We start from the raw sequence: 25585 nt of genomic DNA on the forward strand, positions 1-25585 counted from the left end.
GAGACTGAAAAACAGTCAAAATTATCTCCGCATTCACCGTGGGACTATCGATGCCAAATAGTCGGGGACGCTACACTTACCAATGCACCTGATTATGAATGGCAAATTAAAAATTTGACACACTATAAAACGTTAAATGATAAAGATGCTAAGGCAAGTCTGCCATTTGCAAGCTTTATTCCTGATTACAAAACCGTGATCAAATACGCTCAACCTGAAGATGCCGGTCTTCTTGGCATGCCTGGAGATTATACTTCTGCTTCGCGCTTTGTGCGCGCAAGTATTCTCACGCGTGAATTACCCACTCCGCAAAATACGGATCAAGCGCTGTATCAAGCCAAGACGATTCTCTCAAGTGTCACCGTGCCTTACTATGAGGCCACGGCAACTTTATGGCAGTCGATTAAAGACCTTGATAATAAACGTATTTATTATCGCGATCTATTGTATTATGATCGCGACCGTATCAAACAAAACACCTTAAATAATGGCTTTGTTGAATATGATCTAACAAAGATGGATTTTACGGCACATACGCCAGCGCAATTAAACTCGGGGCTGAAGGTCACACCAAAAGATCAGATTTCAGGCGTGTTATCCATCAATGACATTCCAGGACTTAATGATGCCAAAAATTTAGGATTTAACTAAAGCATTAGCGCCAACTCAGTCGCCTCTTTAATCGCGCGTTTAGCATCAACCTCTGCAGCAACATGCGCACCTCCGATAATATACACATTTTTGACACCTTGCGCTATTAAGTCATTGTATAGCGATCTATCGGATTCTTGTCCGGCACAAATCACCACTTGATCAACATCAAGTAATTTCTTCTCACCCTTAAGTGTGATATGCAAACCGGCATCATCAATTTTGTCATAACTTACCCCACTTAACATCTTAACCTTTTGATGCTTTAAGGTTGTTCGATGAATCCAGCCGGTTGTTTTACCTAGACGCTTGCCTAGCCTTTCATCTTTGCGCTGCAATAGATAAACTTCAGCTGCCGGCACGGATTCATGTGGCTTGGTCACCCCCCCCCGATGCGCCAACGTCACATCAACTCCCCATTCGCGATAATAACCTTGCATATTCTCACCAATTTTTTTACCGGCAAACACCAGAAAAACAGACACATCAAAGCCAATACCACCGGCACCAATGACTGCCACCTTCTTACCCGCTGCAACCTCACCATTTAACAGCTGCATATAGTTAATAACCATCGAATGGTCAATACCTTCAATCTTAGGCATCCTTGGTACAACACCTGAAGCAATCACTATTTCATTATAATTTAGTGATTTTAAATCATCAGCATTAACCTTGGTATTAAGCTTGACATTGACCTCATTTGTTTTCAATTGATAGTCAAAATAGCGTAATGCTTCAGAGAATTCCTCTTTACCCGGCGTTTTTGCACTTAATTTAAACTGCCCACCAACCTTGTTGGATGCCTCATATAGATCGACTTGATGCCCGCGTTTAGCAGGCTCAATGGCAGCAGTGCACCCGGCGGGTCCCGCACCAATCACAGCAATGCTCTTTTTATTCATTGCAGGATTGGATTGCATTATGCTCTCATTACAAGCATAAGGGTTAACCAAACAAGAAGCCTGTTTGCCAACAAAGACATGATCTAAACATGCTTGATTACAGGCAATACAGGTATTAATCGCTTGTGATTGGTTAGTTTGCGCTTTTTTAACAAAGTCAGGATCAGCTAATAATGGACGCGCCATTGAAACAAGGTCTGCCTTTTGCTTTTGCAAAATATCTTCAGCTATTTGTGGTGTATTGATGCGATTAACACAAACGATAGGAATATTAATATGCTTACGAATTTCCTCAGTAATTGGTACAAAGGCGGCACGTGGCACTTGTGTGCTAATCGTTGGAATACGTGCTTCATGCCAGCCAATACCTGAATTGATAATGGTGACTCCTGCTTTTTCTAGCGCTTTAGCTAAAGTGACAACCTCATCAAACCTACTTCCCTTATCAATCAAGTCAAGCATCGATAAACGAAACATAATAATAAAATCATCACCAACTTTTTGACGTGTCGCTTTGATGATTTCAAGCGGCAGACGCATTCTATTGTCAAAGCTGCCACCCCATTTATCTTGACGTTTATTGGTATGCTCAACAAGAAATTGATTAATCAAATACCCTTCAGAACCCATGATCTCAACGCCATCATAGCCTGCCTCTTTGGCAAGTTTAGCGGCACGCGCGAAATGTTTAATCGTGCGTTTAATGCCATAGTTACTTAACGCTCTGGGTTTAAACTTATTCATCGGTGCTTTAAGCTTTGAAGCACTAACACACAAAGGATGATAACCATAACGCCCAGCATGTAAAATCTGCATCAAAATCTTGCCATCTGCTTTATGTACCGCCTCAGTCACTAATCGATGTTTTTTAACTTCCTTTTGATTAGTCAGCTTAATGGCAAAGGGATAAAGCCAACCTGAGATATTAGGCGCTACCCCTCCTGTGACGATTAACCCAACACCACCTTCAGCGCGCTTTTGGTAGAAATAAGCCAAACGTTCAAACCCACCTTTTTGTTCTTCAAGACCGGTGTGCATTGATCCCATGACCACGCGATTTTTTAAAGTTGTAAAGCCCAAATCCAAAGGCTCTGATAACAATGGGTAAGGATTTTTTTGATCCGTCATAATAATTAAACTCCTCTTTTACTTTTTCCAAATGGTCGCGTGCAATTTTGTGTGTATGCAACTTCGGGCGTATGCAATACGCCCCTACAATCTGTATTTGGAGGCAACGCCTGACCGTATGTTATTTTGAGCGTATGCAATACGCCCCTACAAGCTGCATTTGGGGGCAACGCCTGACCGTATGTTATTTTGGGCGTATGCAATACGCCCCTACAAGCTGCATTTGGGGGCAACGCCTGATCATATATTATTTTGAGCATATGCAATACGCCCCTACAAGCTGCATTTGGGGGCAACACCTGATCATATATTATTTTGAGCATATGCAATACGCCCCTACGCTTCTTTTGTTTTATTTGGGCATATTCCAATACGTCCCTACAGTATATTTGGGTTTAAGGAATCTAATGCCCATTTCTGAGGATTATTTTCAATGTATTCACAGATCCGGTTATAATCATTTTCATCACGAATAATATGCTCATAATAATTGCGCTGCCAAATATTTTCACCGCTTACTTGCTTCAATGCATTGATTTGTTTGGTCACAGCGGCTTTAAATCCGCGCACAATTGCCCCCAATGTTTGTGAAGGTGATTGTAACTTTGCCTGCAACATACCTTCCGTAGGGGCGTATTGCATACGCCCATAAGATTGCATACGCCCTTGAGGTTGTCCACTCTCATTAATAACAATAATTCCATGGATATGGTTTGGCATAACAACAAATACGTCACAATGAATATTACTTCGTAATGCGGATGTATTTAACCATTCATTATATACAATTGTACCCATTTCATTTAACATCATTTTGTCATCAACAATCTCACCAAATATACATGCTTTATCATGTGTGCAAATCGTCACAAAATACGCACCTTTTTGCGCATAATCATATCCTTTAAGTCGTACAGTATGTCGATGATGCTTTTCTGACATAACATTTCCTTTCTGGGTCTTAGCTCTCTTGCTGATACTTTGCTTTAACATACTGATCAACAATTGCCATAAAGTCTTTAGCAATATGCTCACCTCTTAACGTATGCTTTTTCTGTCCATCGATAAACACGGGGGCCACTGGTGCCTCCCCTGTCCCTGGTAGGCTAATACCAATATTAGCATGCTTACTCTCACCAGGACCATTGACCACACAGCCCATTACCGCAACTTTCATGTTTTCAACGCCGATATATTGATGCTTCCACAATGGCATCTGTTCACTGAGATAGTTTTGAATGTCATTGGCAAGCTCGCGGAAAAAACTACTGGTTGTCCGTCCACATCCAGGGCACGAGGAAACCGTTGGTGTGAATGCTCTTAACCCCATCGTTTGTAAAATCTCACGACAGACTTTTACTTCATGAGTGCGTAGCGCACCAGGCTCTGGTGTTAAGGATACACGAATCGTATCCCCTATACCCTGCTGTAATAAGTAACCAAGACTTACACTACTGGCAACAATACCTTTAATTCCCATCCCTGCTTCAGTTAGCCCTAAGTGCAAAGGATACGGGCATTTACGTGCAAGCTTTTGATAGACTTCAATTAAATCCTGAACATCACTGACCTTGCATGATACGATAATTTTGTCAGACTTAAGCCCGAGATGTTCGGCATACTCTGCACTTGATAAGGCGGATTCAATTAATGCTTTATGCATAATCTCACGTGCAGATAACGGCTCAGTCAATTGACTATTCTCATCCATTAACTTTGCCAATAGTGCTTGATCTAAGCTACCCCAATTGACACCAATACGCACCGGCTTATCATATTCAATCGCCTTTTGTATAATCTCAGCAAATTGCGTGTCCTTTTTGCGACCAAAGCCAACATTGCCTGGATTAATACGATATTTATCCAATGCTTTGGCACACTCAGGGAAGTCTGCTAATAGTCTGTGACCATTGTAGTGAAAGTCACCAACCAAAGGCACATCACAGTCCTTTTCTAATAAGCGCTTTTTAATCTCAGGGACGGCTTTAGCTGCTTCTTCATCATTAACCGTAATGCGCACAAGCTCGCTTCCTGCGCGATGAAGTGCTAAAATTTGTGACACTGTTTTTTCAATATCGGCAGTCGCCGTATCCGTCATTGACTGCACAACAACTGGTGCGCCACCTCCGATAGTGATATTACCTACTTTTACCGCAATAGACTTGTGCATAGTATGGTTATAGTCCTAATTTATGTTCAATTAATTTTTCAAGCTTTACTGTATCAACTGCAAACTTACGAATACCCTCGGCTAATTTTTCCGTTGCCATTGGGCTTTGATTCATTGCCCATCTGAAATCACCTTCTGTCAATTGTTGATCTGGTTGATTGGTTTTCTCCACCTCAACTAACTGCCTATTTAGCGTATTATCATCCTGTTGTAACTGCTGTAATAAGCTTGGCGCAATCGTCAATGCATCACATCCTGCTAAAGCTTCGACCTGTCCAACATGCCGGAAACTTGCCCCCATTACAATCGTTTGATAACTATAACGCTTGTAATGCTGGTAGATCTCTTTAACCGATAACACACCATTATCCTCGCTCACATCAGGGAAGCTTGTTGCACCCTGCTCTTTCATATACCAGTCAGTAATACGACCAACAAATGGCGAGATCAAAAAGACGTTAGCCTGAGCACAGGCTATGGCTTGGGCAATGCTAAACATCAAGGTTAAGTTACAATTCACGCCCTCTTTTTCAAGAACCTCAGCGGCCTTAATTCCTTCCCAAGTTGATGCAATCTTGATAAGCACACGTGATTTATCAATACCTGCTTCTTGATATTTATGAATTAAGCGACGCGCGTAATCAATCGTTGCTTGTGTATCAAACGATAAACGCGCATCAACTTCAGTGGAAACACGTCCGGGGATCACCTTTAAAATCTCAACGCCGAAACTGACTGCCATATCAAGCATCGCTTCCTCAACGCGCGACTGGCCACTTAAGCTTGCACTTTTTGCTAATGCTTGTTCAATCACATAATCATATGTTGGCATTTTAGCCGCATTTAATAACAAGCTTGGATTGGTGGTTGCATCGACTGGTTGATATGCTTCGATTTGTGCAAAGTCACCCGTATCGGCAACGACTTTGGTCATTTGTTTTAATTGTTCTAATTTATTCATCTATTTTTCCATTTTTTATTTTATGTGCTTCATTGTGCCATAGCATATAGCTGATTGACTTCACGCTCAAGCTTTACGCTTAGCAATATAGCACTTCGTGTATATCAGTATAATTCTCAAGACACATTAAAAGGCGATCCAAGCCCAAAGCTACTCCTGAGCACTCTGGTATTTGATCAAGACAGGCTAACAAGTCTTGGTCAATCGGCACGGCTACTTTACCAAGACTTTGGCGTAAGTATAAATCATCTTGGAAGCGCCGGTCTTGCTCAATCGCACTGGTTAACTCATAATAACCATTGGCTAACTCAACGCCTTGATAAAAAAGCTCAAAACGCTTAGCAACCATTTGCCCACTACTATCTGCCATCACGCGCGCCAAGGCTGCTTGCACTTGTGGGTAATCATAGACAAACACAAATTGGTGCGCTTTAAGTTTTGGCTCTATCACATGGGTAAATAATAAATCTAAACATTCAATGATATTTGGATTTGCTAAACCCTCAATATCACCCACATGCTGATAAAGTACTTTTTGTAAAGAATCTAAACTCACTGTATGTGGATTCATGCCTATCAACTGTTGAAATAATGCTTTATAGCTAAAATACTCAATCGATGCTTGAGGCTTAAGTAAAAACAACATTTGCGCGATCTCCTCACGCAATGCCACATCATCCAATCCCAAACGATACCATTCAAGCATCGTAAATTCATGGTTGTGATATTTGGCTTTTGGATCATCACGAAATGCCTTACAAATCTGATAGATACACCCTGAGCCTTGCGCTAATAATCGTTTCATTGCATATTCCGGTGAAGTTTGCAAAAAGCGCGTGCCTGATTGAGTCTTAATGGCAAATGCATCGATATAGGGGTCGCTGACAGGATATGAATAAGACAAAGGGGTATCGACTTCTAGCACACCTCTTAGGGCAAAAAACTTGCGGATTTTTTTAATGTATTCAGCGCGCTTTATCAAGGCTTCATTTGAAGGGATCATAAATTTATTCAGAAGTTACTGTTCAAGAATCACCATCATAGCAAACTTGGGAAATGGTAAAAATACTTAACTTTCACTATTAGAATAGTTGGGACAGAAAAGTGTGCATGGGTACAATAGGGTATTATATTATTCAGGATAAATCTCACTGGCTAAACCCACAATGAGCGGATCAGGCTTAATCGCAATATTCACATCTTTATTTTTATAATCCAGTCGTGATAACACAAAACGCATGGCATTGATACGTGCGCGCTTTTTATCATCTGATTTAATCACTGTCCATGGTGCCAATTCAGTATCGGTATGCAAAAACATACTTTCTTTAGCTTCGGTGTAATCGTCCCATTTATCCAAACTCGCTTTATCAATCGGGCTTAGTTTCCATTGCTTCAATGGATGCACGGCACGTGATTGGAAACGCCTTTTTTGTTCTTTTTGACTGACTGAAAACCAAAATTTAAATAATTTAATACCACTTTGTACAAGCATTTTCTCAAGATCTGGCGCTTGAGTTAGAAACAATTGATATTGCTCAGGCGTGCAAAATCCCATTACCTTTTCAACACCTGCGCGGTTATACCATGATCTATCAAAAAGAACGATCTCACCAGAGGTTGGTAAGTGACGAATATAGCGCTGGAAATACCACTGCCCCTGCTCACGTTCAGATGGCTTCTCTAATGCCACAACACGCGCACCACGTGGATTCAGATGCTCCATCATCCGCTTAATCGTACCCCCTTTACCTGCTGCATCTCGTCCTTCAAAGATAATCAGTACTTTCTGACCTGTTGACCTTACCCACTGCTGCATTTTCAAAAGCTCAATTTGTAATTGTGTTTTCTGCTGCTCGTAAACCTTTCTTGGCATTTTTTCCTGATAAGGGTAAATATTCTCAGTAAAGAGTTTACGACGATTCAATAAATCAAGTGGTGTATCGGTCATATCCATGCGCTTTCCTATCTATACATAGCTTTATTGTAGCGCTAAAGGGAATAACCACAAGCAAACATCCAGCGGATATATACCACCCATAAACCATTTTAGGATATTTAACGTTTAGGCATGATGTTCCGCTCGTAAATACTCAAAATGATGCTAGACTCATATCTATCTATAAAGTCATCGCATAAGGAGTTTCTGATGATTCGCAATACACGAATAATTTCGCTATCCACAATGAGTGCATTTTCACTAATCCTCTTTGGGTGTGGTGGCAGTGGCTCTCCACCAACCACTGCACTGTCACTTGCTGGCACAACCAATCAATACTACAACCAAAGCTATACTTATAAAGCAACATTTTCTAATCTTGGGAGCACTCAAGGCACTGGAATCACGAATTGCACATTGAATATTTCAGGAGATGCTAGCGCCTATCTGCAACTTGTTAATACGCAAATTACTGCTAACCAATGCATCTTTACGGTAAAAGATGTTAATACAACAAACACCAATTTATTGGCCTCACTATCAGCCACTGCTACCTATAATAACCAAAGCTACCAATCCGGTAATAGCCTTCAAGTAGAAGCATATAGTATCCAAGTCAATCCTCCACAACCAGGAACTACCAATTACTGGCGCTTAAACTTTCCTTCAGGCACCACATTACCAAGCTATGTTTATCAAGGTCAGAAATTAATTGCTTATGTTGAAAGCTTGGCACAACCGGTTTTTTTAATGCCGACAAATACAAATGGTACTTTTCAAATTATCACGCCTAATGGCAATGGAACTTATCGAGGTTGCGAATTGACAATGTCTCCATCAAATGCCGTCTCTGGCAGCTGTCCTGGCATTAGCTCACCTCAACTCAGTGGTAATGAACTTAATGTTTCCTATGCTGCAGGCACATTACCAAGTATTACTCCACAAGTAACACCAACGCCCCCAACGTACCCACCACGACAAATTGTTTTTATGAACAATCTCACTTCAGCGGTTACCATAAAAGTTACCGGTGGTGGTCAAGACAGTTCATTCACAGTAAATGGTCAATCAAACTATAACTATGCCATTCCTGATGCTGGCCTAACATCATATAATTTCCAAATTGCTAGTATTAATACGCGCAATGTAAGTGACGGAACATATGGTGAATATGCAACACTTTTAGAGGTAACTTATCCAGCACTTACGGATATTCATAATCAAGCAAATATTGATGTTTCAATGGTCAATGGCTATAACACACGCTACAACTTCTACCCTCAAGCAGGCACTTATTTCACCTATGACTTTGCATTAGGTGATACCACACAAGCAGTCGCTTATTTTGATGAGCAAATCCCTGCATCAACATTCAATCCAAACAACATTTCACTTGAGCAATTATGCCAAACTATTGATAGCGGAATGAAAGCGCAACAATCACAATTTAACAGTACTAATTTTATTGCAACCTCATTATCAAGCTTTGCTGGTTGCTATAGTCCACGATCTGTTGCCAGTGTCGCCTTTGGCCCAACATCCGATATTTTTAACCAATATGGTTGCGTTGGCGCTTATGGAACACCGGCAACATGTACAACTGGCGCCAACTCCAGTTATGTTAGCAATATTCACGCCAATGCTTTTCACGGTTATGCTTATCCTTATGATGATTGGTTTGCTGATTATTCTGCTGATAGGCACACGTCTTTAGTATTTGAAATATTAAGCGCCCCCAATGGCTTAGCAAATTAATAAGAATAAGTAAAACAAGTTAAAGGAGCAGCATCAATGAATACAACGACAATTAGTTTTTGGGACATGCTTATTTATACCCCATGGTGGGTTTATCTGATTTTTATTTACTGCCTTGTTATTGGCATCAAAGCGACTAAGCCACGCACGGTATCACTGACGAAACTCTTGATCATTCCAATCATTTTCACGCTACTATCACTTGATACCTTGGTTAGTGTATTTCCATTGACATTAACCAATATTATCATCTGGATTATTGCGATACTAGTTGGCGTTGGTGCCGGACTGATCATCGCATTAAATGGTAAATATGACGTGATCGTACCAACTAAATCCATTCATTTTCATGGAGGATGGTTCACCTTTGTTTTATTGGTCATCATCTTTATCAGTAAATACGATGTCAACTATAAACTTGCGTTAGAGCCAACCCTTGTCAAGCAATTTACATTTAGCCTTATTAGTCTTGGTATCTCAGGGATATGTAGTGGACTTTTTGTTGGACGATTGATTGGTTACATCAAGCGTTATCGTCAAGCCAAACAAGTAACCAATGCCACACAATAGTCAATCCGTCTGATTAATCAGTTTTGCTTATACTGTTAATAAATAATATATCAACTGTTTGTTTTGCTATCGCCAAACAACTCGCCTATCATTATCCAATGATTATCTTTATCATTTCATAACCATACGGAGCCCTCTACGTGAGCATAACCATTTTTTTGCTGATATTAATCTTATTATCACTGGCACAATTTTATAAAATCAGTTTTAACATTCGTGCCGTTTCCTCTTTAATCATCGGCGTTGTCTTCGGTATCGTTTTACGTCTATTCAATCAAAGCAGTGGTGATGACACCCTGCATAGCCTCTTGAATTTAGTCAGTGACACTTATATTAGCTTACTTAAGATGTTAATTATCCCATTGGTGTTAACTGCTATTATCCATGCGATTGTTAATCTGCGTCATCATCAAGGATCTTATCTGATTAAAATGGTCACCAAAGCGGTTGTTATTATTCTACTTCTTACCGGCATTAGTGCGGTTATTGGTGGATTAGTCGGCTCATGGATGCATATTGGCTTTGGCATGTCATTCTCTGGTGCTTTAAATACTCCAGAAGCCCATAACCTTGTGGATACAATCACGGGCATGTTACCAAGCAATCCTGTTACCGCCATGGCGGATAATAATGTCATCGCCGTCGTTATTTTTGCGGCTTTAATTGGCTTTGCCACGTTAAAGCTCCATCAACAAGAACAAGAAATCGCAGCCCCTTTTATTAGCTTTATTCATTCAGCATTTTTTGTTGCCAAAAAGCTTGCCAACATGATTATCGCTCTGACACCTTATGGTGTATTTGCATTGATGAGCCAAATGACACTTGATCATGGATTAACAACCTTAATACAAATGATCAACTTTATTAACGCAATGTATATTGCCATGCTTATTGTTATCGTTATGCATACTGTATTGATTACACTAAGCGGTGTTAATCCAATTCATTATTACAAAAATGTTTGGCGCGCGTTACTGGTTGCCTTTACCACTCGCTCAAGCTTTGGTACATTACCAGTAACTATGGATGCCTTGGGCAATCGCTTAAAACTATCTGAAAGTGTTTCAAACTTCACACCGAGCATTGGTGCTACCATTGGCATGAATGCTTGTGCCGGTATTTATCCAGCAATGCTTGTCGTTATGACCTTAACGATCATGGGTGAGCCGATTACTTGGCAGATTATCTTATTAGTTGGTGCAATTAATATGATCGCGTCATTGGGTGTCTCAGGCATCCCTGGAACCGCTTTTATTGCAGCGGGTGTTACCTTTGCAACCCTTGGTTTACCATTTAATATCATCGCCCTTGTGCAAGGCGTTGATCCGATTATTGATATGGGACGCACCGCAACCAACGTCAATGGCGTGATGACAACAGCAGTTATTACTGATAAAACCACACGCTGATGTATGCCGTTCACAAATCATTTTATAATATTTCTGCCCTTGAGTTTCCTGCACTTTTGAGTGATCCCTACCGTCATTGTATTTTGACAATAGTCCTAGCTATAAATGAGTTGAAAAATGTGAGTTCATTACTATAGTTAGCATAACACCACGCTCAACTAGAGGATCTCTCATGATTAAAAAATATTTTTCAGCTGTTTTAGTTACCTCAATAGCAGTAGCTCAATTTGGTTGTTCAAAGGGCGGTGATGATAATTCTTCGAATAAGATCAATCACTCAAAACAAGCTAAACTGGTGACAGACACTAGCCATTTAGCGCCCAACTTCATCCGCATCAAAGTGCATAATCAAGGTGATGCACCAACAGATAAACTGATATATAGCAAATCAGGTTATCATTTAAACTTTTATTTTGATCAACAAGACAACAATGATGATGTCGTTTGTGGCAATGGACGTTGCCCTAATGCCTGCAATATAGATACACCAATTCAGGCGAATGATTATTGCTATATTTACGTTTACGGCACAAAAGATACCAACATATTGGCAAAAGGCGGTCTAAATATCAGTGATGAGCTTAATCAAAATATCAACTATCAAATCTCCCAAACAAATACTTTGTTAAGCTTTTTATATCAATTAAATCAAACCACAGACCCAGATGCTTATATTGCCAGTTATCATCCTCAAAACACCAACCAACCTTGGCAAGTAAGTTCACAAGCGATTGCTAAAAATATTGATGACCCACGCGGAATATTTGATATAGCGACCACTCTTAAGGGAGTGATTTATGCCAATACTTTTGTCGATAATAGTCCGGAAAAACAGCCAATCACTGCAAACAGCGTGATCTTTGACGCAAATAACAATCAATTTGATTTAATCACAGATAATGGGCTGCCTCAAGGTACTTTTCCTTTGGGACAAGTAACTGTGACAGCAGACGATGTGCTTTACTCATTACTTTATAATAAAAAAACTGACGAAAGAAGCCTAGGATATATTAATTTAGATGCCGAAAATCCTACTTGGCAAATAATGCAAAAACCCAATCCAACAGAAGATATCGAATATCTGGTAACGAATTATTTTGGTGACGTATTTTTAGCAACTAAAAACAACAATACCATTAACTTCTATCGTCTATCTAAAGGACACTGGGTGACATTAACCAACGCTAAGCTAACCAATCAATTCAGCAGCATTACGCAGATGCTATTTGATCACCATGATGATCTGTATCTGTTGGGTAAAGATATCAATAATAAAACCCTATTAATGGTCTATTCACCGGCTAAAGATGATGTCTTTAATCTTTCTATAAGTCATCCAGCACCAGATCAAAAGCGCTTAGACACGGCAACTAGCTCATCAAACACATCACCAACCACACCAACAACACCAGCCACACCAACTATACCAACCAACTTACCCAATATCATCAATCAAATTGGCTTTGACCATCAACACCGTTTATATGTGGCAAGCGCTCGCTTCATCAAATCAACAGATCCAAAACCCATACTGAATATTATCATGAGTGATCAAACTCAAACCAATCCAAATCTATCTCAAGCAAAACAAATTACCCCTGATAATCGCAATATATCAGCCCCTTTTATTGTTGCTGAGGAAGGTGTTATTTATGCAACTGAATACCAAAACCATACTGCCACGATTGTTAAATATGATCCTGAAACCAATCAATGGACATCGATCAGTGACCCCTATTTACGCGCGCTTAATCTCAATGTACTTCCTTTTAATTATGCTGTAGCGAAAAACCTTCACATCCAATTAGACGAATGATAGCGCAAATAAAGCACCAACCATTGACATGAAGATAGTCATAAAAATAACAATCAGATGCCCCTTAATATAATAACCAACGATCAATGCCGTTGATATATATGCACCGGTAGTGATCTGACCTAAAGATGCCATTATGCGTTCTTGATTTGACACTTGCGAGGTAATATAGGCAGTAATTGCATTTTGCATATTTGGAAAAATAGCAAAGAAAATTAGCGCACCAAACCATAAGGCAGCTAATAATCCAATCCACGCTTTAAGGCTCACAATAGATATCGCAAGCATTACTGATAAAAGTAATATGATTTGATATAACTTAAAATTGCCTTGATTAAAATCAAGGCGCATTGATAGCAATGTACTGACTGCTAAGACAATCGACATCACAACAAAAAACCAACTAATTTGAGTTAATCCGTAATGACAATATAACTGTAATGCAGGTGCTAAAGTTTGTATATAAAGCGCAATTGCTAATTGTACCATGATAGCCATTGCCATCAGTAAAGTTATTTTTTTTGACCATTTTTTAAACTTATTTTTTGATTTAGTGACTACAAATCGATTTAGCTTAGAGACATTTTGTGTCTCTGTCATCGGCAGTATTCTTTTCATCATTATTAAATTCATAATAATCAATAATATTGGTATAAATAATGGATAAATTACAACATAAGCACCTGAGAACAAACTAATACTTGAAACAATCAATGGACCAAAAATAACACCTGTTACTGCAGCAATCGTTAAAATATTATAAGCATGCTGACGTTGATTTATTTCAGCATAAGTTGCATTAATCACATGATATAAAATAATATAACTCCCTGCAAAAAATCCACCAACAATTCGACTAAGCAAGAACAATACATAACTATGCATCAAAAGTGCAATCATGGCGCCTAAATAACTTAACAAAATCCCAATAAGCCCAAATTTCAAAGCGCGTCCTTTGCCAATACGTTGAGAGAATTTTGTCAGTATTGGCAATCCAAAGAGTGATCCTGTAGAAAAACCAACCAAACAAAATGAGTACAGCATTTCTGTACTTATCTTATAGGAAAATATCAAGACATCCCTCTTAATGAAAAAGATATAAGGTAGTAAAGTATAGAAAACACCGTTACTCATCGCATCGTTAAACAGGATAACAAATAGCCCCGATAAAAAAATTATATTTGCTTTTTTTGTCATAAGACTATAACTTTTTCACAACTTTTGCGGGATTGCCTATTGCAATAACATTATCAGGAATCGATTCATAAACAACACTGCCTGCGCCAACGACGCTATTCTCACCAATAGTGACCCCTTTGAGGATAATCGCTGCTGTTCCTATCCACGCATTTTGTTTAATTGTTACCGGTTTAACTGTAATTTTCTCAGCCTCATGCGCCGTATTGCGTGCTCTTATAGCGTGACCACTTGAGTCCATAATGGTAACCATAGGTCCAAGAATAACATTCTCTTCAATAGTCACTTGTTCATAAGCAATAATTGCCGTTCCTGGGAGGTAGACATTATCTTTGATGATGATACGCCCTGAATTATGATTATTAAGTCTAACCGATGTCAACTTAACTGGCTGATTATGAAATGCAGGTGCATCTGATGAGTCTAAATAAACATTCTTACCCAAACTAATAACACCCTTAAAATCATCAATATTTAATCGATCAAAACCTGAAGTTGCAGCAGCTTTTTCTTGATCCACCGCTAATGTATAGGTTATTTTTGGCATGCCCGAAAAAACAGTATTCTCACCCACAGAAACACCAAAATTTCGCACATGTGAAATCTCTATACCAGCATTTCTTGTTTCAGTATCAGGCATTGGTAGGTAATGATTTTTATATATAATTGGCACAATATCATCCTAAACCGTCTCAACAAGACGGAAACGATCCGATTTATGTAATCTATTCTCAACATCTTGCAATGTGGCTGTTTTGATACTTTCATCAAAGTCAAATAGATAAATTGCTACATTTAACGATAACTTTCCACCAAGTTTTGATAACGCAAGGTTTTCACCAATGTATTTATAATAACATGTCTGCCATAACTGATAGCGCTGATGAAGTTCAAGAGATTTGGCAAGTGTTTGAGAGTCATCTTTACTATCATTATTGTCGTGATAACAATGAAAGCCGAGCGCTTGTTTATTCAATAGAAAACAGTTGCCTTGTAAATATAAGCGAATACCTAAGTCAACATCCTCTCCTCCCCAAGAGGTATAGCTTTCATCAAACATACCTGCTTTCATAAAGCTCTCTTTTGAGACGGTTGCCAAGCATGTCCAGTAAATATCAAACGGTGCTGGCCAAGTACTAATATTTCTGCCTAGCAAGTTATACTGAAAATCACGAATATCACCAATATTATTCCGCTGACAATAGTCGATATATTCATCCGCTTGATGCGTTTGATCACGCAGATAAGGATGCTGATTGAAATCAACTTCAAAACCATAAACATAGCCAATGGTTGCGATATCTTTTTCTGCATTTTGATGTTGCTCAATAATACTCGAAAGAGATTGTGAATGAAGTACAACACCACTATCCACGAAAGTAAGTATCTCTCCAGATGCATTTAAAGCACCTAAATTACGTGCTTTAGAAACACGAAAACCCAAGTCTTCTTGCCATAAATACTTTACATTGATCTTCGCTTTAAACGATTCAACTAAATCTTGACTGTCATCATCACCACCATCATCAACAACTATGACCTCAAAGCTATTTTTATCTATCATTTGTTCAGATAACGATGCTAAGGTCTTTTTTAATAAATTTTGACGATTATATGTAGGTATCACTACACTGACTAAATACATCTATACTTTCCCCATTTTTTAAAACTTACAAGTGTCCCCACACAACCAAGTTTGATTATTGAAAATCTATTATTGATTTTAATATAGCCAATATTAAATATTATATTCCATGAATATCCTAATCTAAAAATATCAATCTACTGCAATTGCTTAAAACAAAAAAATCCCATAAGCCTAGGGAGCGGTATAGTCAAAACAGGAAGAGAAACTACGAACCTAGGCTTATGAGAACTGGTAAGATCCTCAATCAATGAGTGATCTAAATCTGTGATTCTTAGAAATAAGTTGATATATCTAAAGTAATCTCATTAGTATGCTTGTTGCTATATGTATTTAAGTAAGCATATTCTAAGGTTACGATATTATTCTTAAACAACACTGGACGAGACACATAAGTCACAATCTCAGAACGGACACCGGTAACTGAAGGACCATTATTCATATCTCCAGCTAGACCGATAGAAGCATTTTGTGCATTATACGTCTGTTGATAACCTAACGAGAACTGCGTACCTTTACCAGCGATGATAGGTGACACTGAGCCTTGAACATACCACGCGCCTAGATACGAGTTGTTACTGTAGTCTTGCTTTTTAGTCGTATTTGAGATACCTGCATTTAAACCATAGATATCATAGCCGACATTACCTTCAACAGTGACAGCACCGTTAGTATCTTTATTTCCTGTCGCTGCAGCTGCACTTGTCACACCCGCGCCAGAGCCTAAAATATTATACAAGTAACTGACATCACCACCGAAGCTGACTTTACCTGCATTACCTGAGTAGTAAGCACTGGTTAAGAAATCAGATGTTTGATTATCAGTTTGGAAGAATGACGCATTAAGATTAAGACCATCTTTATCATAGCCAAGATTTGCTGAGGCAATATGCCCTGGTCTGAATAGGTCATGCTGCAAGCCGCCAATCCAACCACCACCATTAGCAAATACACCGGCTGGCAATCTATGCTTACCAATCGTCAAATACACAGGATATTCAGATAAGTTACCAAAGGTGACAAATGCATCAAGTACATTTACATCAACCCCATCAAGCACTAAACCTGTTTGCACATAATGACCCAAGTTAGACAACACATACAAATCAGCACCACCCAAGCCAATTGCTTTGCCTGATTTATAAGTTCCTTGATCAGTGTCAATTCGATCACCCCACCAAGTTTGCGCGTCAAACTCAAGGTAGCCACCAATAGCGATCCCTTGATCTGGCAACTCACTGCGATGCTTCAAATAAGCCAGTGGCTCACGCGTTGATGAAGACATTCCTAAAGGAGAGTTTAATACGTTATCCCAAAAAAGATACTTACCAATATTAGCAGTAGTGACCTGAGCCGACTGCTTAGATTGAGCTGAATTTTGCTTATTCTCAATGGATTGTACCTGTGTTTTCAAAGCAGCAATCTCAGACTTTAACTGCCCTAGATCTGTATTACTTGCCGCATAAGCACCACAAGATACTGCCGACAGTAGCGCAACCGATATTAAACGATATTTCATTCACTCCCCCTTTGTTTTACCTTTTGATTTACACTATTAATTTCAAAAAACATGACATTCTTAATTTGATGTGTTTACGCCCCTCCTCCCCTCAATTTAAAGTTAAAACATAAACACATCAAAACGCTTATCAATATAACGAAACCTTAATTCATACTCCTTTGGCGATAACCCCCGGAAATTCATGAGATGATATTACTAAAGACAATAACCACTGAAAACAATCTTATTTTTTTTATTTATAATTCTTTTTTTTATGGCAATTTCGACTTACGCTCAGCCAGTGCTTGTATAGTTAAATTGAGTTAGAATATTGTCATTACCAATAAATATTAAACTGTGTTAGAGAGGCTCTTGATGGCTAACACCTGAGCTTTTGCTCATTTAATAATTGACGCGGTGTCTTATCATAGGTATTCAACCAGCCATTTAGCCATAAATTAGGCGCAAAAGATATATGTTGATTTTTTTGCTTAAGCCGACAGGCAAGATAATAATTATAAGTATTTTGATATGCTTTATGATACATTTTCATGCTATAACCAATACAAAGCACTGCACTGACTGCACAAACTATAAGCACGACCGTTAACAAGCCACGTTGAATTACCTTGTGCAAAGATAAGCATAAGCTCATCTTAGTTGATTGTTTAGAGGAGCCTCTCAATAGTGAAATATTGATCGCCAGCATGCATATAAATATCACCTGTGATAATGGCATAATGCCTACCCCACTAAACATTGCATCAATGCCACCGGCAATAAATGCAAACAACACAACCATGCCAAACGCCTGATTATTGACATAACAACTTTGTGTTACTGTATCTTGTCTTTTTTGCTTGTGGGATAGATAGCACAACAGTTTTACCAGTAAATACACCATTAAACCAAAGACAATAATTGCGGTTAAGACACCCCACTCAGCCGCAATAAGTATCACTATATTATGCGGATGTGCTGCATTAACTGTCAGATCACTATAAGCATAAAATGGATACATCCCAGGACCAACACCAACAACATAAGCATGATTTGCCGATAAGCTCAAACCCAACTTGATCAGTGCCAAACGATCGGCATAATACATGATATCACCGGATCTACTGATTAAGCTGCCACCGACTTCAAGCTGTAAATAAGACAACATAACATAAGCAAGTAACGCCAGTATAAAAGCCAATAACATCCACAGCAAATAGCGCCACAAAAATTGACGCCATAACAAAAAACCAACGATACTAACAACGATCCATTCAACAATAAATACACGTGATTGTGAAATAATCACTATATACATGCCACAGCTTGCGGCTAACAAACCAAAACACATAGAAACTCTACGTCTAATGCTGGGATAATTTTTACGGTAATAAGCCAGGCAATACCAACCAGATAAAGGCAGTAAAAATGAGACTACCTGATCTAAAAAGCGTGGATTGACAAAATGCGGATAGTTTACTACAGATGAGACGCCATATAAATGAAAGCGTTTTGCATCAGGATGATAAATATAAAGCACATGCCCGTAAAACATTAAAATCACTTCATAAATCAAAAATGCAACAATGAGCACACAAAAAAATCGCACTAACTGTGGGTAACACTCAAAAAAATAAATTAAAAATAAAGTCCACAGCCCTAATAATAGCCACATGCTATAAACAATATAAGATAGCGATGGGATAACAGAAAAGTAAACCGAAAAGCCACCACATAGGATACAGATGAAGATTAAGGAAAAAAGCCTAGCATGCAAGCGCAGTCGTTGTTGGCACCACAAGAGAAATTGCCAATCAACGAGGGGGAGCAATGCACCTCCTAACAACGCCAGCTCGATTAAGCGTCTTTGATCATAACAGTTAATCTGCTGATTAATAGACAGCGGTAGCGTCATCATAAACAATAGCAATAGTGTAAATACGACAAAAATTGCTATTTTAGCCATACCACTGTCGCGCACTCTATACATCAAAAACCCTATGAATATGCAGAAAAAGTAATATCAACTGTTTTATTAATCAATTCGGAGCCATTAGCATCAATTTATTTATAGCAGATCTATAGTACATTGCCCTTCGACATCGTAAGTACCGATCCAGTCGTTATTAGTTGGCGAAGCATTGCTATCGATCAAAGCGATAGCACCAGAATTGGCAATATTGTTTTTAATATGATACCAGTCCAGTGCGGATGATCTAAGATTTACACCCAAAAACCCCAGCGAGGAGAAAGGAACTAAATTGCCAAAGCTCACATTTGCATGTATGTTTGGTGGCACTATAGCCCTACTTAGTTGGCATTTAACTGGCATAAAACTAAGAATATGGGTATTTGATAAAATTGGGTCGTAAGGAATGTTTTTACTGTTTAGATTGGGATCTGCTGATAATCCATTTGCTATATCATTCAGTTTAAACCAAAATATTAAAGCATGCCCACCCTGTAAAGTCCTTTTAGCAACATCTCCCCACGTTATGGTATGTTGATAGGTAGCATTAAGTGGAGTATCCTGATCATAATAATTATCAGTGCCACCGCTATCGAGAACATTACCTCTGCTATCTTCGTATATATAAGTAGCATGCCCACGATCCCATTGCATTGGGAATGATACATTAGCTGAAACTTGCATGTCATTGAGCGTCTGTGACATGTTATCCTCCCTTAACATAGATATGGCAACATAGTTAGCAGAATAAGGCAACGTAATACTTGCTGTGATTATATGACTTGATTCATTATAACTGCAAGTATTATGGTATAAACCTAGGTCAAATAGACCGTTTAGATATTTCCCATATATAGAGAGATCATTTCCCAGCGTCTGTAATTGTGGTGTAACACCTCCCATCAGTGCGCTGTTTTGATCTGGGGAGTACGTATCAGCTGCTTCCAAGGTGCAGTCATCAGTTGCAGATCTATTGTAGATGATATGATGCAAACCGCTATGATCGGTAATAATTTGCTTATAATTTCTAGCATAGTAGATTGCGTTTGTATCATAATAGCCTTTGACACATAATGATGGTAAATTATTCCCTGGACGACCACCTACTGTAAGCTGGCCATTAGCTAGATTGATCTGTATATTTAGAGTATACATTGTCGTGTTATCACTTGTATATGTCCCCAATAAACCATCTGAGATTAATGTGGCATTGCAAGGATAAATTATAGCGGCAGCAAATTGAGGAACCGGATAGCTTGTCAGACTTAGATACAACCAAGATCGCGATATGAATTTCGTAACATCAAAATTATAACCTGAATATAAAAAATCCACATCATCTTCAGTAATATCACTTTCACCTGTCGGAGAATAGAAGTGATAAAAATTGTTTGTAGTTTGCCCTTTTAAGTTTGTTGTATTTTCATCGTTGATATACTCTTTGATCAAGGCATTGGCACGCATTAAATTATAGTCGTGTAATTTAGCCATGTCTTGTGTGCCTGTAGAGATAGGTACGAGGCTAAAAGCATATAATTGATTGATTAGGCTTAGCATTACTAAGAACACACTGGTAACGACTGTTAGCTTTAGCTGCTGTCGTAATCGAGCGTAGCATGGCTTGTGATTGATTGGCATGATAACGTGTTGCAAGATAAAGGTAAGCAAAAACATAGGATTAAATCTCTCTTAATTAAGGGTTAGCAACTTAGATCAGCATCTGACAGCGCGAAATGAATCCCGCGAATACCACCAAAATCATCGATAAAGAAAAAGGTGATTTTATGCGATGTTTGTAGTGCTTTATGTTCATCTTTAGTCAGTGTAAGCGTCGCTTTTGAAAAAGGCTTTGCCAATATAAATTTTTTGTCAAAACGTTTGGGTTGTGCATGGATTTGGTTGTAACTTAGATCATCCGTACTAAAGCCGGCTATGTTAATAAAGTATCCTGTTGGATTATTCAGTTGGATCGTATCTTTATCTTTGCAGCTTAGCGTCACTTTGTGACTATAAAAGCTTGCATCTGGGGTCTTTAACTGCTGTGGACGATAGATCAGCTTGATGACATAATTGACCAAAATAGACAGTTTACCTGCGACTTTTTTAGCACTTAGCTTGTTGTTGATATCTTTGTCTTTTGGTGGTGCCTCAGAGGTATGGATCAAAAACATTGATTCACGATCTTGTGGTAACTGTTTTTGCACTGTCGGCAGCATGATGACTTTTACTTCACGATGTTGTTGAGGAGACATCAGAAAAAAACGTGGCGAAATAAAAAAATCTTGATTTATTGATTTACTGCTCATGTCTGTCGTCCAAGCCTCAGCAGCAAAGGTTGCAGCACTATCGGTATTAATCATTGGTAATGTTTCAAATTTATCACCTGCTTTATAAATAATGCGTGTTCGGTCAGGCGTGACGTGGGCATTGACGCCAATAGGCGTCATCAAGATAATCACACTAGGGGTTATCAACAACCATCTCATGAGTTTTTTGATCATTTTATTCACCTCTTTTTTTTGGATTTTTGGATTTTTGGATTTTTGGATTTTTTAAATAGCTTACAAGGTATGCTATTATGTCAAGCTGATAAGTTGTTTATTGACATCATTTGCGGAAACTTTGATATCTTGATACGCTTTTTGTTCGTTTATCTTTATCATATCTCCTAGGTGGACTGCGGCTAAATAATACAGATGATCATTGATCTTAAAGGCATTTAAGTGATTTTTTTCATCAATGATTGATGTAATCCCTTTCATGTCAGCAGTTTGTAAATAAATCGGTTTTCCGCTTTTGCCCTTGAAGTCAACATTGACAAACGCACCCTCAACAGGAAAGACTTGCTGATTATAATTCTCTATTTCACCCATCTGATTTTTGCCATTTTTTAGTGAAATGGTATCGTACTGGTAAGGCGCAATTGGCAAGATAGCATAACCTTCACCATTGGTAAATGCTTGATCATTAATCAATGCCCCTGACACTCCATCTGTATCAATGATCGCATAGGTACCTTCAGGGTCGTATTGATTAGATAGCACGACACCCGTTTTTGGCGTAAATAATGCTGCACCAAATAGTGAAAGATTTTCATTATAATTATCCCAACGATCAGCAGAAACACTAAGCGATGCATTAAGCTTAGAAAAATTAATACTTGCATAGGCATTGAGTGAACTCGCTGCTGGACTGTTGCTATGCAACTGCTTGTTATAGGTCGTCGATATGCCGATATCTGAATTATCGCTAGTAGTTATATTGGCTGCACTATTAAATGCTGCTTGATTAGCACTGTCTAGATTTGCGTTTTCTGATAACGATATAGTATCATTGAGCATTAACGATAGTCCAAGGCTGAGTGAATTGCTGATTTTGCTATGATCGATTTTAGACCCTGAATAACTCAAATTCCATGACAAATGCGAAAACAAAGATCCGCCAACACTACTCGTGAATGAATATTGTTTCGTATGCAACCATGAATCGCTATAAATAAGACTTGTTGATAGATTCATATTATCCGGTAAGCCTTGTGAGACATTTAAAGATATGGTGTTTTTACTGTGATCATAAAATACATTATTAGCTGACTGTACTTGCAGTGCATCTGAAAATGTCTTATATGCTTTTGATTGAAACATATAACCAATTACCGTGAAATTCGTATGTGTGGCATCGAATGTCTTGGCATATTGAACCGTCAATTGATAACCATGTGTCGCACTCAAATAACTCGCTTGCGGAAGAAATTTCTCTAATGTTATCGATGTACTAACCCCACCTAAATGCCCAAAATTTAAGGCAGAAGTCATCGACGTTGCTAAATAATTCCGATTAAACAAAAAATCATCATAAAATGAAAAATAATTATTAACACCATAAGCTAAGCCAACACTGCTGTAAAAGGGAGAAATCGCGGTTGAATCAACAACTTTACCTAAAAATAAACGATACAAAAAAGTATCTTCATGTAACGCATCATGAATGTTTTGATATGGCAGCAAATAGCGCTTAGAACTGTTGTTTGATTTGACAACAACGGTAATATCACCGCGTCCATAGATAGGATGGTAATTATCAATATAGTAAGGTCCAGGCTGGACGGTTGTTTCAAAAATTTTTTGATTATTTTGAAAAGCTTGTATTGTCGTTGTGGTTGTTGCTGTTCCTGATATAACGGGAGTATATTCACGATATCTTGGTGAAAGTATATCCAGATTATTATACAGCTCAACGCCATAAGATAATGGATTAGAAAAGCTCGTGCTAATAGGACTTAAGTAACCTATCCGTACAATGGCAGGCATTGTTGGAATCACGCGTTGTATATAGCTATAGCTCAACGTGTTACTAGTTTGACTATAACGGTCGCCCTCATCATCTGAAAAATATGAAAAGTCACTATTACCAGAGAGGAAAAACTGCCAACCAAATAAATTGGCATGACCATCGATATTTATCGACATATCGGAGCTTTGAAAACCCCGTGATTGACTGGTGGATGCATTCAATCCATAGTTTGCACCAACACCCTCTTGACCTTGAAGCCATTTGCTTTTGGGCGCATAACCAGAATCTTCTTGTGGCGCAAAATCACTCTGTGGAACATTGATGATAAATTTATTATTCGCTAAGTCAGCATGATAATGTAAGAAAGGGATTAAATTAGGGTGAAGACAGTTATTGTGCTTTTTAATTGCCTGTTTTACTTTGCTAACAACTGGCAAGGAATCAACATCCACTGCTGTCAAGCATATCAACGTCTGTTGATTAGAATCTATAGCGACATGAATCGATGCATTCACGGTCACTAGTAATGAGTTAACATAGATATCAAGGTTATACATTCCAGGCATTAGCTTACCTAGCAGTTCAGTTTGATCCGCATTAGTATAATTAGGCAGCAGTGAAGTATCAAAATCCGCAGCACTAACTGGTGCAGTTGTTGCATCTAGCGAACCTGAGCAAAGCAATAGGCATAAACACAATGCGCATTTTTTAACACCTAATCTGTCCTCAGTAGCTAATAGCAAGACCTCTTTCAAGCGTTGATAAAAATCAAATTGTCTTGCTGAGAATATTTCATCGTCAAAAGGAAATCGACGTTTTATATCCTGCGAAAATCTTCGCTTAACACTGATTGATTTAGTTATGCACTTCATAATAAACAATGCCTAGTTTTATAGAGTAATTCAAGTAAAAAGATAGATACAGTCAGATAAATACATTAAGAAATGGTTAAATCAAACTGTATATCCGCACGCTGAGTTACACCGCTCTGAACAGTTCCTGCGTTTGCCGCAGCAGGGTCAACCTCCATACCTACGTCAAGTGCTACAACGGCATTACTACCAGATAATGAAGTGGCTGAGTTGATCGGATTTTGAGTAGTGCCATCGGCTGTAAGTGGGGTAGTATCATTGCGTTTAAAGACAGAAAAGCCAAAGCCATACGAGGACCTATCGCCTAGAATGTTATTAGTAGATGCTCCTATAGTGACAGAGCCATTTGTCGGCGTTAATGTAAGTGTTGTAGCGCCAACAGTAACCACCGTACAACCGCTTGTTTGCAATGTTAATGGTTTGCGTGCAAGCTCAATAGGACTAGTGACCGTTGAAGCTGGTGCAGAATAACCTTGCAAGCCAAACGCCATATGGTTTGTACCGCCAGGCGTTATTACACCTAGCGTACACCCAGTAGATGTAAGTGTCCCAGTGACTTCAATTGTTGCTTGTGCACTTTGTCCCGCAGCAAAGCTTGAATTTACACCCATTAATGCACTTAAAGCAATGATTGGGTACACTATTTTTTTGATCATTTGATTCCCCTTATTAAATAAGATTTTTATGTTGAAATTTAAAGTCAATTAATATCTCTTAGTAGTGAGTAGGAACACTTAGTCACCCCACCAACCAAGCGTATAATCAACATTCTAATTATAATTTAACAGCAGATAGCATTAAACT

The 25585-nt window shown here is 38.6% G+C and carries 20 protein-coding genes; 5 read left to right on the forward strand and 15 right to left on the reverse strand.

Going from position 1 to position 25585, the window contains the following annotated elements:
• On the forward strand, positions 1-651 hold a 651-nt coding region (locus ACTS4L_RS08335), incomplete at its 5' end, for a linear amide C-N hydrolase (RefSeq protein ID WP_440651928.1).
• Here the strand turns inward: ACTS4L_RS08335 and ACTS4L_RS08340 are convergent.
• From ACTS4L_RS08340 to ppk2, 6 genes are all read right to left on the reverse strand, one after another.
• Positions 648-2684 (reverse strand): oxidoreductase, encoded by a 2037-nt coding sequence (locus ACTS4L_RS08340; RefSeq protein ID WP_440651930.1) that lies wholly within the window; start codon positions 2682-2684, stop codon positions 648-650. The genes ACTS4L_RS08335 and ACTS4L_RS08340 overlap by 4 nt on opposite strands.
• Before the next feature lie 378 nt (positions 2685-3062).
• Positions 3063-3626 carry a transposase gene (locus tag ACTS4L_RS08345; protein WP_440617030.1) on the reverse strand — a complete coding sequence of 188 codons (564 nt, stop codon included), beginning with the start codon at positions 3624-3626 and terminating at the stop codon, positions 3063-3065.
• A 19-nt stretch (positions 3627-3645) separates the two neighbouring features.
• The gene (ispG, locus tag ACTS4L_RS08350) at positions 3646-4854 is read right to left on the reverse strand and encodes a flavodoxin-dependent (E)-4-hydroxy-3-methylbut-2-enyl-diphosphate synthase (RefSeq protein ID WP_440617031.1); all 1209 of its coding nucleotides are present in this window, start codon (positions 4852-4854) and stop codon (positions 3646-3648) included.
• A 7-nt stretch (positions 4855-4861) separates the two neighbouring features.
• On the reverse strand, positions 4862-5815 hold the full coding sequence (gene tal, locus ACTS4L_RS08355) for a transaldolase (RefSeq protein WP_440617032.1): 954 nt from the start codon (positions 5813-5815) through the stop codon (positions 4862-4864).
• Between the two features lie 79 nt (positions 5816-5894).
• On the reverse strand, positions 5895-6818 hold the full coding sequence (gene epmA, locus ACTS4L_RS08360) for an EF-P lysine aminoacylase EpmA (protein WP_440617033.1): 924 nt from the start codon (positions 6816-6818) through the stop codon (positions 5895-5897).
• Positions 6819-6947: 129 nt separating this feature from the next.
• Positions 6948-7766 (reverse strand): polyphosphate kinase 2, encoded by an 819-nt coding sequence (gene ppk2, locus ACTS4L_RS08365; RefSeq protein WP_440617057.1) that lies wholly within the window; start codon positions 7764-7766, stop codon positions 6948-6950.
• 198 nt (positions 7767-7964) lie between these two features.
• On the opposite strand from ppk2, the gene ACTS4L_RS08370 reads away from it, so the two are divergent.
• The 4 genes from ACTS4L_RS08370 to ACTS4L_RS08385 all read left to right on the forward strand — a co-directional run bounded on the left by ACTS4L_RS08370 (position 7965) and on the right by ACTS4L_RS08385 (position 13304).
• Entirely contained in the window at positions 7965-9509 is a 1545-nt protein-coding gene (locus tag ACTS4L_RS08370; protein WP_440617034.1) for a hypothetical protein, read from the forward strand.
• Between the two features lie 36 nt (positions 9510-9545).
• Positions 9546-10079, forward strand: coding sequence for a DUF6622 family protein (locus tag ACTS4L_RS08375; protein ID WP_440617035.1), 534 nt, complete (start codon positions 9546-9548; stop codon positions 10077-10079).
• A gap of 140 nt (positions 10080-10219) precedes the next feature.
• Positions 10220-11488, forward strand: coding sequence for a cation:dicarboxylate symporter family transporter (locus ACTS4L_RS08380; RefSeq protein ID WP_440617036.1), 1269 nt, complete (start codon positions 10220-10222; stop codon positions 11486-11488).
• Positions 11489-11660: 172 nt separating this feature from the next.
• Positions 11661-13304, forward strand: coding sequence for a hypothetical protein (locus ACTS4L_RS08385; protein ID WP_440651932.1), 1644 nt, complete (start codon positions 11661-11663; stop codon positions 13302-13304).
• On the opposite strand, the gene ACTS4L_RS08390 is transcribed toward ACTS4L_RS08385, so the two are convergent.
• The 9 genes from ACTS4L_RS08390 to ACTS4L_RS08430 all read right to left on the reverse strand — a co-directional run bounded on the left by ACTS4L_RS08390 (position 13293) and on the right by ACTS4L_RS08430 (position 25437).
• Positions 13293-14501 carry an MFS transporter gene (locus ACTS4L_RS08390; protein WP_440617038.1) on the reverse strand — a complete coding sequence of 403 codons (1209 nt, stop codon included), beginning with the start codon at positions 14499-14501 and terminating at the stop codon, positions 13293-13295. The two genes, ACTS4L_RS08385 and ACTS4L_RS08390, sit on opposite strands and share 12 nt — an antisense overlap.
• Positions 14502-14505: 4 nt before the next feature.
• Entirely contained in the window at positions 14506-15141 is a 636-nt protein-coding gene (locus ACTS4L_RS08395) for an acyltransferase (protein ID WP_440651934.1), read from the reverse strand.
• 42 nt (positions 15142-15183) lie between these two features.
• Positions 15184-16146: a glycosyltransferase gene (locus tag ACTS4L_RS08400; RefSeq protein ID WP_440617041.1), complete on the reverse strand. Its 963-nt coding sequence runs from the start codon at positions 16144-16146 to the stop codon at positions 15184-15186.
• Positions 16147-16420: 274 nt separating this feature from the next.
• The gene (locus ACTS4L_RS08405; RefSeq protein WP_440617043.1) at positions 16421-17665 is read right to left on the reverse strand and encodes a DUF3573 domain-containing protein; all 1245 of its coding nucleotides are present in this window, start codon (positions 17663-17665) and stop codon (positions 16421-16423) included.
• Positions 17666-18026: 361 nt separating this feature from the next.
• Positions 18027-19637, reverse strand: a complete 1611-nt coding sequence (locus ACTS4L_RS08410) for an O-antigen ligase family protein (protein WP_440617044.1) — start codon at positions 19635-19637, stop codon at positions 18027-18029.
• Positions 19638-19715: 78 nt separating this feature from the next.
• Positions 19716-21254 carry a hypothetical protein gene (locus ACTS4L_RS08415; RefSeq protein ID WP_440651936.1) on the reverse strand — a complete coding sequence of 513 codons (1539 nt, stop codon included), beginning with the start codon at positions 21252-21254 and terminating at the stop codon, positions 19716-19718.
• Positions 21255-21316: 62 nt separating this feature from the next.
• A complete protein-coding gene (locus ACTS4L_RS08420) occupies positions 21317-22117 on the reverse strand; it encodes a fimbrial biogenesis chaperone (protein ID WP_440617046.1) in 801 nt (266 codons plus the stop codon).
• 75 nt (positions 22118-22192) lie between these two features.
• Positions 22193-24781, reverse strand: a complete 2589-nt coding sequence (locus ACTS4L_RS08425; RefSeq protein WP_440617047.1) for a fimbria/pilus outer membrane usher protein — start codon at positions 24779-24781, stop codon at positions 22193-22195.
• A gap of 65 nt (positions 24782-24846) precedes the next feature.
• Positions 24847-25437 (reverse strand): hypothetical protein, encoded by a 591-nt coding sequence (locus ACTS4L_RS08430; RefSeq protein WP_440617048.1) that lies wholly within the window; start codon positions 25435-25437, stop codon positions 24847-24849.
• Between the last annotated feature and the right edge of the window lie 148 nt (positions 25438-25585).

The organism is Cysteiniphilum sp. 19S12-1 (assembly GCF_052030685.1).
In the GTDB taxonomy this organism is placed as follows: Bacteria; Pseudomonadota; Gammaproteobacteria; order Francisellales; family Francisellaceae; genus Caedibacter.

Excerpts from the sequence above, each read along its gene's own strand:
- ACTS4L_RS08340 (WP_440651930.1), bottom strand. The coding sequence starts at position 2,684 with ATGACGGATCAAAAAAATCCTTACCCATTGTTATCAGAGCCTTTGGAT.
- ACTS4L_RS08345 (WP_440617030.1), bottom strand. The coding sequence starts at position 3,626 with ATGTCAGAAAAGCATCATCGACATACTGTACGACTTAAAGGATATGAT.
- ispG (WP_440617031.1), bottom strand. The coding sequence starts at position 4,854 with ATGCACAAGTCTATTGCGGTAAAAGTAGGTAATATCACTATCGGAGGT.
- tal (WP_440617032.1), bottom strand. The coding sequence starts at position 5,815 with ATGAATAAATTAGAACAATTAAAACAAATGACCAAAGTCGTTGCCGAT.
- epmA (WP_440617033.1), bottom strand. The coding sequence starts at position 6,818 with ATGATCCCTTCAAATGAAGCCTTGATAAAGCGCGCTGAATACATTAAA.
- ppk2 (WP_440617057.1), bottom strand. The coding sequence starts at position 7,766 with ATGACCGATACACCACTTGATTTATTGAATCGTCGTAAACTCTTTACT.
- ACTS4L_RS08370 (WP_440617034.1), top strand. The coding sequence starts at position 7,965 with ATGATTCGCAATACACGAATAATTTCGCTATCCACAATGAGTGCATTT.
- ACTS4L_RS08375 (WP_440617035.1), top strand. The coding sequence starts at position 9,546 with ATGAATACAACGACAATTAGTTTTTGGGACATGCTTATTTATACCCCA.
- ACTS4L_RS08385 (WP_440651932.1), top strand. The coding sequence starts at position 11,661 with ATGATTAAAAAATATTTTTCAGCTGTTTTAGTTACCTCAATAGCAGTA.
- ACTS4L_RS08390 (WP_440617038.1), bottom strand. The coding sequence starts at position 14,501 with ATGACAAAAAAAGCAAATATAATTTTTTTATCGGGGCTATTTGTTATC.
- ACTS4L_RS08395 (WP_440651934.1), bottom strand. The coding sequence starts at position 15,141 with ATGCCTGATACTGAAACAAGAAATGCTGGTATAGAGATTTCACATGTG.
- ACTS4L_RS08400 (WP_440617041.1), bottom strand. The coding sequence starts at position 16,146 with ATGTATTTAGTCAGTGTAGTGATACCTACATATAATCGTCAAAATTTA.
- ACTS4L_RS08405 (WP_440617043.1), bottom strand. The coding sequence starts at position 17,665 with ATGAAATATCGTTTAATATCGGTTGCGCTACTGTCGGCAGTATCTTGT.
- ACTS4L_RS08410 (WP_440617044.1), bottom strand. The coding sequence starts at position 19,637 with ATGTATAGAGTGCGCGACAGTGGTATGGCTAAAATAGCAATTTTTGTC.
- ACTS4L_RS08415 (WP_440651936.1), bottom strand. The coding sequence starts at position 21,254 with ATGCCAATCAATCACAAGCCATGCTACGCTCGATTACGACAGCAGCTA.
- ACTS4L_RS08420 (WP_440617046.1), bottom strand. The coding sequence starts at position 22,117 with ATGATCAAAAAACTCATGAGATGGTTGTTGATAACCCCTAGTGTGATT.
- ACTS4L_RS08425 (WP_440617047.1), bottom strand. The coding sequence starts at position 24,781 with ATGAAGTGCATAACTAAATCAATCAGTGTTAAGCGAAGATTTTCGCAG.
- ACTS4L_RS08430 (WP_440617048.1), bottom strand. The coding sequence starts at position 25,437 with ATGATCAAAAAAATAGTGTACCCAATCATTGCTTTAAGTGCATTAATG.